Below are 14985 nucleotides of genomic sequence, written 5' to 3'. Positions count from 1 at the left end.
TAATTATTTAACTTCAGCGTTGCGGCGACGTAAGAAGAATAATGCACCAAGAATAAGTGCTACTCCAATCAGAGTTAGTGCTGTTTGATCGGCACCATCTGTCTGAGGTAATTTACCTTGTGCTTTTAATTGAGCTTCTAATCGTTTTGCATCCGATTTAATTTTGTTAATATCAAGTGATTCTGCAACAGCTTCCTGTTCCTCTTTAGTTAATTGACTATACTTATTCAAGAAATCCTTATAAGCATCTAGTGTATCTTTTGTAGCTTTAGTTGGATTATAAGGCGGTAAGTTTTTCCCTTGATCAATGACACCTTGAACAGAAGGTTTAGATCCCTCAGTTTTTCCAGGATTGGCCGAATTGTTTGAATCTGGATTTGGTTTGTTTGGTTCTACTGGATTCTCAGGATCTGGGTTGTTCGGATCCACCGGTTTCTCTGGATCTGGATTTGGTTTATTCGGATCCACTGGTTTCTCTGGATCTGGATTTGGTTTGTTCGGATCCACCGGTTTCTCTGGATCTGGATTTGGTTTGTTCGGATCCACCGGTTTCTCTGGATCTGGATTTGGTTTGTTCGGATCTACCGGTTTCTCTGGATCTGGATTTGGTTTGTTCGGATCCACTGGTTTTTCTGGGTCTGGATCTGGATTTCCAGGATTAGGTGTAGGAGGTGTTACTGGTAGATTTGGCTGAATTTTAGCCTCGCATGTATTACCCACGATAACTGTACCAATAATTGTCTTACCATTCTCTCTTACAATATACTTACCTGGTTTGATAATTGAATTACTGATTGTAATTTGACCCTTACTATCTGTTATAAACTCTGTTGAACCATTATCTTCAACCTCTATACCATCTTCACCTGTAATTGTTACTTTTACGCCTACACGTGGTTGACCAAACATATTGTTAATTGTCAATGTAAAGGCTGGACAAACTGGTGCAATTGATAATGTAATTTCACAAGGAACACTCGCATAAGAAACTTCAATCTCACCTAAGTAAAGATTTTTATCATATACTTCATATTTACCCGCAGGTGTTGTTTTAGATACAAATGTTAAATTTCCATCTTTATCTTTATTCGTTGTGATTACTTTTCCAGATTTATCTTTAATAATGACATCGTTACTTGGCTTTATGATACCATTATTATCTTTGATCATTACTGTGAAGTTTTCACATTTTGGGGTTGGTTGAACGCTCTCTTTACAATCGATATTGCTTTCAAACTCATCAATTTCTTCTCCATCAACTACAACTGTGTAAACCCCTGGCTCTAAATCATTTAATTCAATTACACCGTCTTTTGTAGTTTTTGTAGCTATAATGTTACCTGTATCTTTATTTTTAACCGTTACTGAAGTACCATCAGCAACTAAATTACCATCAACATCATAGACAGTTAATTCAAACGTTTCACATTTTGGTGCTAACTGTACTTCACTCTGACAATTATCATTGTGATACGTAACATTTACTTCCCCTAAATATTGGATACCCTCATATAGCTTATATTTTCCTGCTGGAGTTGTTTGATCAATGATGAATTGACCATCACTATTTGTTGTGCCAGTAGCTATAACAGTATTACTTAGATCTTTAAGTGTAACTGTTACATTTGGACGTGGATTTCCATTCTCATTTTTAACAGTAATTGTAAAGTTAGGACAAGAATTTGTAGGTTGGATAGTATCTTGACATTCTCCCGTACCATACTTCATGGTAACAGTACCTAATGGGATATCATTTTCATCCACTACTGTATACACGCCTGCTTGGACTTCTTTACCACCTGTACCAGGTCGCTTAATATCTGATACTTGCCCCGCAGCATTTGTTGTACCCGTGTATTTTGCATTGCCGTTGCTATCAATTAATTTAATATTTTTATTAGCAATAGCTTTACCATCAATATCTTTCACAGTTAATGTGAATGCTGGACAGGCATTTGTTAAATTAACATCCTCAATGTTATCAATAACATAGGCTTTACCATCCACACCTGAAGTAATATCTATATTTGCTCCCATTGTAATCGTGATTGGTGCAATCGCAATATAGCCCGCTTGTGATTCCTCTCTTAACGTATACTTTCCGTAACGCACTTGTTCAAATGTCAATGTACCATCTGCATCTGTTGTTCCTTCATCAAGTTTGATTGTGTTATTTTTATTCCATAATTCAAACTTAACACCAGCAAACTCTTCACGTTTACCTGTTAAAGGATTTACTTTATATTTTTTTAATTGCAATGTACCCTTAACACCTGATGCACTTGTATCAGATGAGCTATACTTAAATGTTTTGCTATCGCCCCCGTGGTCACTTGTACCTGCAGCTGTTGCTCCAGCGTAACCAATAGAGGCACTATTAGAAATTGTTTCACCCGCGTTACCATCCCCCATAAAGAATGTGGAATACGTAACAACATAACCTTTGCCATTTAATTCTCCCAAATTAAGACTAAAACTACCATCTTGATTGAAGACGATTTCGCTAGCATCCACAGTAATAGGGGATCCTATATTTTGAGAAGTCCCATTTGTATTTAGTTTAATCTCTTGTTTCTTGAACGTGTTTGTTAATATTTTTTGGTTACTTGATGGTTTGTCTGTTAATGTAATATTTCCTAATTTTGAATTAGAAGCATTCACTGTAACTGTCCAATTAATAATATCGCTGGCTGGAACAGGTGTCGCTGATTTTTTAATTAACTCATTTGCAAGATTACTAATTTTTGCTGTTGCATTATAATTATAGCTTCCATTGTGTGGTGTATCTAAAGTCGCTGTATTTGTGTAATCTCTTGAAGCAGTAGTTGAGTTTTGACCATAAATATCGTCAGCATCTTTTGTTTTGTATTCAATTAAATACGCTTCGTTGTTATCAGTAATTGGATCTAGGTTAATAAACGTAATTTCAAAACCTGTAACCTTGTTATCTGTTAGTGTTTCTGTAACAGTCCATTTAGCAGGATCTAATGTACCATTTTTTGTTCCCTCTTCTGTTGTTAAGTTTAGCTTAGAAATGGTAATTTGATCTTTTAATGTTTGACCATCTGGAACAGGAATATAATGACCCGCACCTAATGTATCTGTTAAGGTAGCACTGTTTATATCTTGTTTATTGATATTAACCCCAATACGCCAAGAAAACTCTTGTGTCTGGTTATCTACGACAACTTTTTTGTAACCATTATTGTTTGTTGGAGAAGTAGAATCTGGCGTATAATTAGCAGTTCTATCTAATGCTTGGTTATGAGAATCTATTGCGCCATCCCATGTTGCATCAGCCGTATTAATATACGCTGTTGCTACACCTCCGTTTGGCTTAATATCGTACTTTGTTTTGTATCGAATAGTAACTGTGCGGTCTTTTGGAATGTCACTTGAAAATTCCATTTTAAAACCTTCGTTGCCTATAGTTGGGGCACTCCCCCCCTTATCTGTAATCGTGTACGTTAAACCATTTGCACCAGTAACCTCATAGAAGTCAGTACCGTTCCATGGTGTTAAAGTGTGTTTTAACGTTTCTCCAGCTTTATTTGTGGTTGTAAAGTCATCTTCTATTACAAAGTTTTTCAAATCTTTCTCAGCATTAATGGTTAAAGTCCATGTAATTGTTTTGTTTACATAGTCAATTGCCCCGCGTGCTTTATTAAAGATGTTTGAAGCCAGGTCTAGAGTTGCTGTGTCTGAACCACTATCTCCTCTTGTTACAGTATTTGTAATCGTGCCCGTATTTGCATCTGTAACAAATTCATCTTCCAACTCTGTATCATAAACGATTTTAAAGGCAGATGTTACTTCACCATTTGGACCTGAGGTGTTAGTTGATTTATCAAAGTCAATCTCAAAATCATAGTCATGTTCAGTTAAAGCATAGTCTGTGTCTTTAGTTAAAAGAGTTGAAGATTGTTCACTTTGACCATCACTTGATAATATTACACGATATACTTTAAAACTACTGTAATCAATTTTATGCTTACCAGTTGTTGGCGACGAGCCTGTTAGTGTATCTGTTAGTTTCGCTTTATCAGCAGGTATTTTTTGACCTAGCCAGTTATACTTGATTGTCCATGTCGAATTATATTTATCGCCACTTCTTGTTTTATCTAAGCTTGGTCCATACTGTACAGTTTGTGTTCCATTGGCTGTTGTGTTAGCAGGGATATTTGTCCCTGTCAAAGTAGCTACGTTTGTATATGGCATACTTGATGCAGTTGGATCTGCTGTTACAACAGTGTTATATGTTACTTTGTATGCATAGTATCCATCTGTCAATGAGATAGGGAATGAGGTTTCATTGCTTGTATCGTCTACAGCACCTGGGCTGTTTGGATTAAATCCACTCAAACCTATTTTATATCGCTCAACTGTAATATTTCCTGCCAGCTCATGCTTTATATCTGGTACATCATTCAAACTTGCACTTTCAAGTTTTTGCCCACCAGTATTCACCCAAACTGTCCATGGAATCGTTACTTCACCACTTGCGTCACGTGTAATAGAACCAGCATTTTTAGTTAGTAATTGCCCATTACCTGTAGGTGCAAATTCAAAGTCTAGTTGAACATCCGCTCCTCCAAGCACAGGGATTATTAATGATTGTTCAAGTTCACTTTCATCAGCAAAATTACCAAATTTAGCCATAAACTCAAAGTTCATACTACCTGATTGCCCTTGTTCTAATTCACTATCTATTGTGACTGTTACTGTTTTTGTAGCACTGTTATAGCTTGCCGAATAGGCTAACCAATCACCAGTCTCCGTTAATGTTCTTGATTGATTAAAAGAACCTGCTGTGTATTCTTCAATCATATTGGCAGGTAATTGGAATGTGAATGTAGAACCTATTCCATAATCAATTGTTGGATCCAAAGAGAATGTGTAGTTTAAATATACTTCATCACCCTTTTTGGGTTTTGGCCCTGAATAATTTGCTAAATCTGTAGCATTTGTAATTAATGTTCCACCTTGTGAAAAGAGCTTTAAGCCACTAAATGACATTGTCACATCTGCTTGCATATTTTCAATAGGGTAACCGACTGGCGCACCTAAAGGCATTATTAGCTGTGGCTGGTTTTCTAATTGCTCTTCTTCCGGCTGTTCTTCTGGCTGTCCTTCTGGTTGTCCTTCTGGTTGTTCTTCTGATTTTGTTTCATCTTCAGGAGTTGTCACTTCAGCAGTATCTTCACTTGGTAATTCACTTGGAATGTTTGGGTTTCCTTCTTCTCCATCAGAATCAATCACAGTATTTTCGCTAGATTCATTTTGAGGAGTCACAGGAGGTTGACTCTCGTCGGCAAACACTGAAATTGGTGAAAGTACTGTTTGAAATACAAGTAGCAAGATAATAATCGCTATGTTTAATTTTTTCATGTTTCTCTCCTTTTTTAGTTAGAGAGCTAACTGATACTGTTTGCTACAAAGATTGATCCTTTCGTGTTTAGGAAAGGAATGAACAAACAATAGGTCACTCTCTCTTTCCTTTAATTTTTATGGAAACATCGCAAATAAAATTCAACCATTATCTTAATATAGGTCATTAGAATTATTCACGAATTTCCCAACACATCTACAAGGTACTTTTGTATGAAAGCAATCAATGTGCACCACCTCCATTTCAAAATTATTGATTAATTATATCTAATTCAACTTAACAGTTTCTAAACAATTATCTAAAAATAATAAAGCAGTAAACAACATCCTACTGGAATGTGTTTACTGCTTTATTATTTTTAAAATTTATATTTTATTTATTGTCTTTCCTTAATAGCATTAATATTTGTTTTTTTACAGTTGAGTTTGTTGAATCGTCCTCTAAGAAATCTAATGGGAAATAGATTTTATGATCTCGTTTCATACGCCCTGAGATGGCATCCACAATAATGGACTCACGTGAAAGCTCCCGTAGCTCACCATTTTTCATTTCTAAAAAAATTGGGACACGCACTTCTTCCTCTCCTGGTCTGTAAAAATCATATGGTAGATCTGCCGTTGTATCATGTACAAGATAATATTCGGGGTCTAATCCAGCCTTTTTGAAAAGCTCTTGAAGTTTTTGATATTTATTGAGCTCTACTCCAGGGTCTAAATCAATGTATTGAAATAGCTTACGATTCACAAAGCGGCGGCTTAAATCACTTAGAATTGCATCCTCCTCTTGCATCCATAACTGAAAATATGTAAAAAGTATACTCTCGTCTAACGCAAGATAATCCTCTAATGTAATAACATTTCGGAAAAATGCTAGGAAATGAGTAGGCTCATGCTTAAATGTATAGCCCTCTAAGCTTAATTGTTTTACTCTTTTTAATATATTATTTAAAATTACCTCTGCACTTCGTGAAACAGGATGGAAATAAATTTGTAAGTACATTTGATAGCGACTCATTATATAGTCTTCCACCGCATGCATGCCTGTTGCTTTAATTACTACTTGGTTTTTTCTTGGACGCATTACTCTTAAAATCCGCTCCATATCAAAATGACCGTAGCTTACACCTGTAAAATAAGCATCACGTTGTAAGTAATCCATACGATCTGCATCAATTTGGCTCGAAATTAAACTAATTACTTGCTTATTTGGATATGTCTTTTCAATTACTTGGGATACCTTTTCAGGAAAATCAGCTGCCACTTTTTTTAAGATCGCATTTACTTCCGTATCTTCCAACAAAATTTGCCTTGTAAAATATTCATGATCAAGCTCAAATACATTTTCAAAGGCATGGGAAAATGGGCCATGACCTAAATCATGTAAAAGGGCTGCACATAACACTAATAATCTTTCACTTTCATCCCAATCTGGACGCCCTACAAAGATATCATCTACTATGCGGCGTACAATTTCGTAAACCCCCAGAGAATGACTAAAGCGACTATGTTCTGCTCCATGAAATACTAAAAATGTGGTACCTAGTTGACGAATTCTACGTAAACGCTGAAATTCCCTTGTACCCACTAAATCCCATATCACTTGATCTCGAACATGTACATAACGGTGTACTGGATCTTTAAATACCTTTTCTTCTTCTAATTTAGCGTTTGCATATGTCATTTGGATAGCACCCCCATTTTGTTATAGCTCTATTATATGCGATAAATCTAGGACTAGCATACTTATTGCCATTTTTCTATAGATATTAACAACCTATTTCAATTACCTTTAACATTATTTTTATATTTATATTGGTCTAATTTCTCAACATATAAAAAAGCAAAATAAAAACTATCCCCCAAGTAGAGATAGCTTTTAGTTTTACTTTTTTAATTTTGCTAAAACCTTTTCCATTAGTTCATCTTCTGTTAATGCAGCAACAGGTCGGCTATTTACAAAGGTAAATGTCTTTTTGCGTCCTGGACCACAGTAAGAATGACAGCCAATTTCGATGGTTGCATCAGGATCGATTTCCTTTAATTTTGGAATTAACGTCTTTAAGTTAACGGCCTGACATTCATCGCAAACTTTAAATTCGTTTGCCATTTTGTCAACAACCCTTTCTATATAGTATTTTTCAAACATAATTTCGCTCTATTGCACACATGACCTTCACATATTTAAGTATGCAGCATGTGCACAAACCTACATCGGGTATTGTATCGTACTTTTCCCCTTCTATTCAAGCATAATTCCTTCTACATAGATGAATAAAAGGTTAAAAGATTGGTCATGCTAGTCTTAAATAACAAGTTCCAGATAAAGGTGGGAGGATTTTAATATGAGTAAAGTAAGACAAGATGCTTGGTTAAAAGAAAACGATGAATTACTAGCAGAGGCTGTAATCCGTCATGTAACAGAAGGAAGCACACAGCTTAATGCCTTTGAAGAAGCGGGTGATGCATTAAATCGTACTGCGGCAGCCTGTGGTTTTCGTTGGAATGCCGTTGTTCGTAAAGAATACGAGGAACAATTAGCAGAAGCTAAAAAGGAAAGAAAAGAGAGAATGCGAGTGTTGGGAGCGCCAGCAAGACGCCGTGCTTCTAGTATGTTTACCGTAAATAATAGTGCTGCAGAAGGAAAATCAATTCCGCTATCTGCCCTTTCTCTTGATATTGTCATAGCTTATTTACTACGTTTACAGCATTCTGGTGAAGTAGGAAATGAATCTTCAAAATGGCGACAACTTGTACATGTAACATCTGAGAAAAATAAAAAACTAGAGAAAACCATTACAAAACTAGAAGAGGAAAATCGAGCGATTCGCAAAGATTACGAGCAATTTGTTCAAATTATGAATCGTGCTAGACGTCTTGTTACGCTTGATGAAGAGGAAGAGCGAATTGCACCTGTTTTTAAAATGGAGAAGAACGGAAATCTTGTAACTAGCAGTTCTATTTATCAACCAGAAAATGGCGATGCGCTAAATTAGCCGCATCGCTTTTTCTGTTTCACATAATCAACTAACTTACTTACGTTCAAGCATTTTGGTGTTGCGCTCAAAAACACGCTGTAAATAAAAACCATACAACGTTAATTCTTCGTCGTAAAAGGACTGTGGACGTACTTCCTCGGCCAACTGATTAAGTAGTTGCTGTAGACGAATAACGACCGCTTCTACCGTTAAATTGGGGTCTACAAGCTCCGCTAGCGAAGCCATGACTTCAGGCACGATTTGAGGGTAAGCGAATTTTGTTTCCTCTTGTTGCAAGCTTTCTTCATAAAAGTCACGGATAAGTGCCGCGCGTTGCGAGCCACTCCCCTCAATACATAAATAAATTTGCACTGCCACCCCTTGACGCAGGCGTCTTTGTGAAATACCAGCAAATTTTTTCCCATCAATACTTAAATCATAAGAACCTGGGCAATAAGAGCCCACTATTTCATAAGCCTCAATTTTTTCAGCTATTTCTGGGAACAACCCCTTCACAAGTTCCACCATCACATCATAGCCATCATTTATACTGAGCGACTCTTTTTGTTCAGACAATACAATGGATATATTAAGAACCCCTTCATCTAGCACAACCGCTAGTCCACCAGAATTACGAACAATAGGATGATAGCCTCTAGATTCTAGTAATTCCATACCTTGCTGAACATAAGGTAAACGATGGTCTTGAATACCTAGCACAACAGATGCCTCATGAACCCATGTACGAATTGTTGGCGGAGACATCAATTGGCCAACTAATTGGCACAATGTATCGTCTGTCGCAAAAGATTCAAGCGGTGATCTTTGCTTCGCACTAATGGATTGATCATAATAACGCCAAATTGGCTGTTGTAAAATATGTTTCATATTGGTACTCCTCTTATTACATCTCTACTCTTTAGAATACCTTATCTTTAGATGGTGTCAAATTCGTGAATTACTATCATGAACTTAGGGATTTTGTGCAAACTATGATAAACTAATTTTTGAATGGTATTCACTTATAAAGGAGTGTTTTCAATAATGAATGAAGCAGCAATTACGTTAGATGGTTGGTACGCTTTACATGATTTCCGCTCAATTGATTGGGCATCTTGGAAGCTTGTTTCTGCTGAGGAACGTCAAGCAGCAGTAGAGGAATTTATTGCTTATTTAGAAAAACTAAACGAAGCAGACGTAGCTAAAACAGGTGCTCATGCTTTCTATGCAATCGTTGGTCAAAAAGCTGACTTTATGATTATGACATTGCGTGAAACAATGGATGAGTTACAAGAGCTTGAAGCAGAATTCAATAAATTAGCTATTGCAGATTTTACAATTCCTACATATTCTTATGTATCTGTTGTAGAGCTTTCAAACTATTTAGCTGGCGAGTCAAATGAAGATCCTTACCAAAATCCACATGTACGTGCACGTCTATATCCTGAACTTCCACGTGCTAAATATGTATGCTTCTATCCAATGGATAAACGCCGTCAAGGGAATGACAACTGGTACATGCTATCAATGGACGAGCGTAAATCATTAATGCGTTCACATGGAATGATTGGTCGCGGCTATGCTGGTAAAGTAAAACAAATTATCACTGGCTCTGTAGGCTTCGATGATCACGAATGGGGCGTAACTTTATTTGCTGATGACGTACTGCAATTCAAAAAATTAGTATATGAAATGCGCTTTGACGAAGTGTCAGCACGCTATGGCGAATTCGGGGAATTTTTCGTCGGAAACCTTCTTGATCAAGATAAATTGGTTAAATTCTTAACTGTTTAATATCTAATTAAAAATGCGAGTCCGTCAATATGGACTCGCATTTTTAAATTTCGTTTTCTTCTGCATTCTCGGATTCGAATATTAAAATTATAATATGGATAAAAATCCCGGTTAGAATCATAAGAAAAACTAAATACCAATTATATGGTTGATGATAATATTCTGCTATTCCAACTGCCAGAAAAGCGCTGATGATAATCGCTACAAACATACTAAAAACACGCATGGAAACGCTCCTTCATAAAAGCAAAAATAAAGTCATTTTTAGTATGTCACGCTATATTTTTAATATACTTACTAGGCAACATTAATTATGTCTTATTGAAATAGCAGCTAAAACAAGTATTCATCGCCTATTAAGGTAAAGGCATTTTTCCTGATGCTCTGCTTTCCACACTAGCAAATTTAGACTCACAATATAAAAAAGTGCCATCTTTTAGCGATGACACTTTCTTAACCCCAACACGTTTCTTCTACATCCTTCATTAAGAGCTCTCGTTCTTTACTTTTAAAATTAAGATAACCGTTTGAATAAAAAAACCAATCACTATAATGACAATAAAGAGATACCAATGGAGCGGCTGTCCATAAAACTCCCCTAATAGAAAAGCCAGTACTGCACTTAATAAGATCCCAAACCAAACGCCAATTTCCATAAGCCATCACCTCACATGTATTAGATACACATGCAATTCATTGATCTCACGTTCCCCTAAATCTATTTTTTTCTATTTACCCTTTTTGCTATAAAAACTATCGGGCCATGCAGGATTCGATGTATTTTCTACGTACTTGTCGTTATTACTACTATATGCATAGTAACTTTAATATGTGATTGTCTTTCTTAACAAAATTGAACATGACTACTATACCTTCATGCATATACTGTCTGCGAGGAGGTATGAAAATCGCTGTTATTAAGACGAATGATGCGCAGACAGCCCTACTCGCAAGACTAATGCGTGCCGAAGCAGAAGGCGAAGGAGAGTTAGGCATGCTGATGGTTGGGAATGTTGGCGTTAATCGTGTAAGAGGTGATTGTTTAGATTTTGGTGATATTCGAACGATTGAACAAATGGTTTATCAGCGTCCGGGAGGCTTTGAGGCAACACAAAAGGGTTATTTTTATCAACGAGCACGTGATCAAGATATTCGGTTAGCTAAAAGGGTGATTCAGGGTGAAAGATTTCATCCAGCTACCCGCTCTTTGTGGTTTTTCATGCCAGCAGGTGATTGTCCTGCACAATGGTATGGTCAATGGAATACTGGCAGGTTCAAATCCCATTGTTTTTTCTCGCCAACTGAACAAGATTGTCCTCAAATTTAAAAAGAAAGTAGGTTGATAATTGATGATGCCTTATTATTGGACACCAACAACGCAACAACAAATGACTCCTCCTCCAGTCACACTTCCGAGCGGACGACCACCTGGCCGTGAGGAGTCCTATATAGAAAATATTTTACGTTTGAACCGTGGAAAACCAGCTACCTTCCATTTTTCTTTTGAGCACGCAGTAGAGCAGGGAAAAAACACAAAAACTGTTCGTGGTGTGGTAGAAGCAGCTGGTCGAGATCACGTCATTATTCGTGAACTCAAGTCTAATCATCGTTTCCTTTTCCCTATGATTTATTTCGATTTTGCAGAGTATGATGAGGAAATGGCTTACTTTAATCAAAATCCATAATTCTATCTCTAAGTAAAAATCCGCAATACACTCACTGACCAAAAGTCGTTGGGCGTATGCGGATTTTTATCATTCTCTATGTTCAATTTTCTTTTAAATACGTTAAGGTTGCTTTACCTAAGGTTTTTGCTGCAATTAGCATGGCACGTTCATCAAAATCAAAGCGTGCATGATGATGCGGATAGGCCGTTTCCCATTCTGGCTTTTTAGCTCCTGTGAAGAAAAATGTGCCTGGTACTTTTTCTAAATAATACGCAAAATCTTCCCCAATCATAAATGGCGGACATGTTATTACTTGATCTACCCCTGGTACAGTCGGCGCCAATTGTGCCAAAAACTCAGTTTCTCTCTGATGGTTATACACAGGTGGATAACCCCTTGTGTAACGATATTCGTAACTTGCCCCAAATGCCAGACAAGTCGCATTTAATATTGCTTCTAGCTCTTGTTCCATTTGTATGCGTACTTCTTCTTCAAATGTACGAATTGTCCCCGCTAAAACTACCCGATCAGCTATAACGTTAAACGGATTAATTGCCTCAAAATGACCGATTGTTAAAACAGCTGATTTCAATGGGTCAATCCTTCTTGAAACAAGCTGTTGAGCATTGACGACAAATTGAGAGGCTAGGGTAACAGCATCAATAGAATGATGAGGCTCTGCGCCATGACCACCCTTTCCTTGAACCGTTATTTCTACTTTATCCGCGGCAGCCATGATGGCTCCATCTTTCACTAATATTTCTCCTAATGGTGTAGGTGCCCATAAATGTGTACCAAAAATAATATCTACACCTTCTAAACAACCATCCTCAATCATCGGCTTAGCTCCACCTGGCGCCACTTCCTCTGCATGCTGATGAATGAATACGACATTGCCCTCAATTTGGTCCCTCATTGCATTCAATGCCTTAGCTAGCCCAAGCAATGTAGCTGTATGTCCATCATGTCCACATGCATGCATTTTTCCAGCTATTTTAGATTTGTAAGGTACATCATTTTCTTCTTGTATCGCTAATGCATCAAAGTCAGCTCGTAATGCCACCGTTTTGCCCGGCTTACCGCCACGTAGTATCGCTACGACGCCACGTCCTCCCACTCCTTCTCGAACCACATGCCCCAATTCTCTATGAAAAGTAGCTATATAGGATGGCGTTTCGACTTCTTCAAAGGATAATTCAGGGTATTCATGTAAATAGCGACGAATCCCTACCATCTCATTATAGTTAGCATCCAGTAATGTAAATAGTTTTTCCATACTATGTAACCTCACTTTTGGTATTTTCGAAATATTGCAAGTAATATTAGTAGTGTACTATAAATTCTTACAAAATGGATAGGGATTTAAATCCCTATCTTTGAAAGATGACTGATAACAAAGAAAAACCCTCCTACAAATAATGTAAGAGAGTCAACTTAAAATTAACGAGCATGCTTGAGAGCAGTTAAAATAATAAGTAGCCATCCAGCTAAAAATAGTACGCCACCAATTGGTGTAATAGCCCCTAATACTTTAATACCACTTATTGCAAGAACATATAAGCTCCCAGAAAAGAAAACAATACCAAGGTTAAAGAAAATACCTGCTAGATTTAATTGTTTCACTTCACCTAATAGTTTAGAGCTCATTAACAGACCAATGAATAGTAATCCTGTAGCGTGGAACATTTGATATTGAACAGCCGTTTCCCAAATACCTCGACTGTATTCATCTAAAATTTCCTTTAAAGCATGTGCACCAAATGCACCCAATGCTACTGCTAATAGGCCATGAAGAGCACCAGTCACGATAAATCTTTTCATTTTCATTACCCTACCTTTAAAATGGATTAAAAATCAAAAATGGAATCTCCATTTGCCCCATCTTCTTCAATCTTTGCTGTATATAAAGTGGATGGTTTTGACTCTGACACAAGCATTTGCGGTACATGCTTATGAGGAGTGATTGATGGTGCATCACTTGAAGAATCTAAAACCACATCACATAATGCTCGAATGGCTGTAAGCGTCTCACGAATTTGCTGATCATTCCCCGCATTTTTTGCGTTAGATAATTGTTTTTCAAGTTGCTGTATAACGGCTTGATAAGAAATCATTACATTCTCCCACTTTCTACTTTTGGTACGAATTTTAAACAATCCACACCCGAGGATTGCTTCACAACAACGGATGGTATTTGCTTTGTTTTAAAGCCATAAGCTGCACATGCTCGTGGGTTTTGAGGGTCCCAGGTTACTTTAAAAAATTGACACTTAAAACAATTCACCTTCATCAATGTCCCTCACTTTCTTCTATATTAAATGTAACATGATTGCTAAAGCGTATAAAGCAAACGATTTGTGCCAATCTATTCTAAACACCAATCAATCGGCTGCTTGCCCCACTCCACTAATTGTTGATTAATCTTTGAATAAGGTTTACTGCCAAAGAATCCTCGATAAGCACTTAAGGGACTTGGGTGTGGCGCTTCCAGTATGACATGAGGTGTTTTATATTTTCGGATTAATTGCTTTTTGCGTTGCGCTGGTTTACCCCACAATACAAAAATTAGTGGTTCTTCCCTTGCAGCTAATAGATCGATAACAGCATCGGTAAATTGCTCCCATCCTTGTTCTTTATGGGAGTTCGCTTGTCCTGCTCGAACCGTAAGCACCGTATTTAATAGCATAACACCCTGTTCAGCCCACTTTGTTAGCGTTCCATTTTGAGGAATTGGACAGCCTAAATCATCCTGTAGCTCTTGAAACATATTCCGTAAGCTAGGAGGATGTGGAATACCTGGTTTAACAGAAAAGCTTAGCCCATGCGCTTGATTAGGCCCATGATAAGGGTCTTGTCCCAAAATAACAACCTTCACATCATGATATGCTGTTGTATAGAATGCGTTCATCACATCATTCATTGGTGGATAAATAGTTTGTGTCGAATATTCATTTGCGACAAATTGACGTAGGTGTTGATAATATGGTTTTTCTAATTCTTCTTTGAGTACTGCTTGCCAATCATTCGGGAATACTTGTTTCATCGTTCTTTAAGCCCCTTTCTCTTCTTACAACGGTACAAAAAATTAAAGATGAATTCAAGCTTCAGTTGAAACTGACCATATAAAAATATAGTATTCTGGCTATTTTTATAGAATCAGA

Annotated in this window: 14 protein-coding genes; 4 read left to right on the top strand and 10 right to left on the bottom strand. The window is 37.1% G+C overall.

Annotated elements, in window-relative coordinates; all coding sequences use genetic code 11:
• Positions 1 to 3: 3 nt before the first annotated feature.
• The 3 genes from HCH28_RS25285 to HCH28_RS01485 all read right to left on the bottom strand — a co-directional run bounded on the left by HCH28_RS25285 (position 4) and on the right by HCH28_RS01485 (position 7495).
• Positions 4 to 5388, bottom strand: a complete 5385-nt coding sequence (locus HCH28_RS25285) for a collagen binding domain-containing protein (protein ID WP_221679328.1) — start codon at positions 5386 to 5388, stop codon at positions 4 to 6.
• Between the two features lie 373 nt (positions 5389 to 5761).
• On the bottom strand, positions 5762 to 7069 hold the full coding sequence (locus HCH28_RS01490) for an HD domain-containing protein (RefSeq protein ID WP_221679326.1): 1308 nt from the start codon (positions 7067 to 7069) through the stop codon (positions 5762 to 5764).
• Between the two features lie 201 nt (positions 7070 to 7270).
• Positions 7271 to 7495 (bottom strand): YuzB family protein, encoded by a 225-nt coding sequence (locus HCH28_RS01485; protein ID WP_004227652.1) that lies wholly within the window; start codon positions 7493 to 7495, stop codon positions 7271 to 7273.
• 235 nt (positions 7496 to 7730) lie between these two features.
• On the opposite strand from HCH28_RS01485, the gene HCH28_RS01480 reads away from it, so the two are divergent.
• Complete coding sequence (locus tag HCH28_RS01480; protein WP_004227650.1) at positions 7731 to 8381, top strand: RsfA family transcriptional regulator; 651 nt, start codon at positions 7731 to 7733, stop codon at positions 8379 to 8381.
• 36 nt (positions 8382 to 8417) lie between these two features.
• Here the strand turns inward: HCH28_RS01480 and lipL are convergent, their stop codons facing one another.
• Positions 8418 to 9251 carry an octanoyl-[GcvH]:protein N-octanoyltransferase gene (lipL, locus tag HCH28_RS01475; protein ID WP_221679325.1) on the bottom strand — a complete coding sequence of 278 codons (834 nt, stop codon included), beginning with the start codon at positions 9249 to 9251 and terminating at the stop codon, positions 8418 to 8420.
• A gap of 156 nt (positions 9252 to 9407) precedes the next feature.
• Here lipL and hemQ point away from each other — a divergent pair, with 156 nt between their 5' ends.
• Complete coding sequence (gene hemQ / locus HCH28_RS01470; RefSeq protein ID WP_221679324.1) at positions 9408 to 10157, top strand: hydrogen peroxide-dependent heme synthase; 750 nt, start codon at positions 9408 to 9410, stop codon at positions 10155 to 10157.
• 485 nt (positions 10158 to 10642) lie between these two features.
• Here hemQ and HCH28_RS01465 read toward each other — a convergent pair whose 3' ends face one another.
• On the bottom strand, positions 10643 to 10813 hold the full coding sequence (locus HCH28_RS01465) for a hypothetical protein (RefSeq protein ID WP_004227634.1): 171 nt from the start codon (positions 10811 to 10813) through the stop codon (positions 10643 to 10645).
• A 245-nt stretch (positions 10814 to 11058) separates the two neighbouring features.
• On the opposite strand from HCH28_RS01465, the gene HCH28_RS01460 reads away from it, so the two are divergent.
• Together HCH28_RS01460 and gerQ are read left to right on the top strand one after the other, a co-directional pair.
• Positions 11059 to 11484 (top strand): cell wall hydrolase, encoded by a 426-nt coding sequence (locus HCH28_RS01460; protein ID WP_004227631.1) that lies wholly within the window; start codon positions 11059 to 11061, stop codon positions 11482 to 11484.
• Between the two features lie 22 nt (positions 11485 to 11506).
• Entirely contained in the window at positions 11507 to 11842 is a 336-nt protein-coding gene (gene gerQ, locus HCH28_RS01455) for a spore coat protein GerQ (RefSeq protein WP_004227629.1), read from the top strand.
• Between the two features lie 82 nt (positions 11843 to 11924).
• On the opposite strand, the gene HCH28_RS01450 is transcribed toward gerQ, so the two are convergent.
• From HCH28_RS01450 to HCH28_RS01430, 5 genes are all read right to left on the bottom strand, one after another.
• Positions 11925 to 13100, bottom strand: a complete 1176-nt coding sequence (locus tag HCH28_RS01450) for a M20 family metallopeptidase (protein WP_255600391.1) — start codon at positions 13098 to 13100, stop codon at positions 11925 to 11927.
• 164 nt (positions 13101 to 13264) lie between these two features.
• Positions 13265 to 13645, bottom strand: coding sequence for a DUF423 domain-containing protein (locus tag HCH28_RS01445; RefSeq protein WP_004227623.1), 381 nt, complete (start codon positions 13643 to 13645; stop codon positions 13265 to 13267).
• A 26-nt stretch (positions 13646 to 13671) separates the two neighbouring features.
• The gene (locus tag HCH28_RS01440) at positions 13672 to 13938 is read right to left on the bottom strand and encodes a YwdI family protein (RefSeq protein WP_202342029.1); all 267 of its coding nucleotides are present in this window, start codon (positions 13936 to 13938) and stop codon (positions 13672 to 13674) included.
• Positions 13938 to 14114, bottom strand: coding sequence for a hypothetical protein (locus tag HCH28_RS01435; protein WP_048393435.1), 177 nt, complete (start codon positions 14112 to 14114; stop codon positions 13938 to 13940). Before HCH28_RS01435 ends, HCH28_RS01440 begins: the two co-directional genes overlap by 1 nt.
• A gap of 75 nt (positions 14115 to 14189) precedes the next feature.
• A complete protein-coding gene (locus HCH28_RS01430; RefSeq protein ID WP_004227613.1) occupies positions 14190 to 14867 on the bottom strand; it encodes a uracil-DNA glycosylase in 678 nt (225 codons plus the stop codon).
• Between the last annotated feature and the right edge of the window lie 118 nt (positions 14868 to 14985).

Origin of the sequence: Lysinibacillus sp. K60 (genome assembly GCF_019731275.1) — a bacterium.
In the GTDB taxonomy this organism is placed as follows: domain Bacteria; phylum Bacillota; class Bacilli; order Bacillales_A; family Planococcaceae; genus Lysinibacillus; species Lysinibacillus capsici.
Note: the sequence above shows the minus strand (reverse complement) of the source record. Positions and strands in the feature narration are given on the sequence as shown.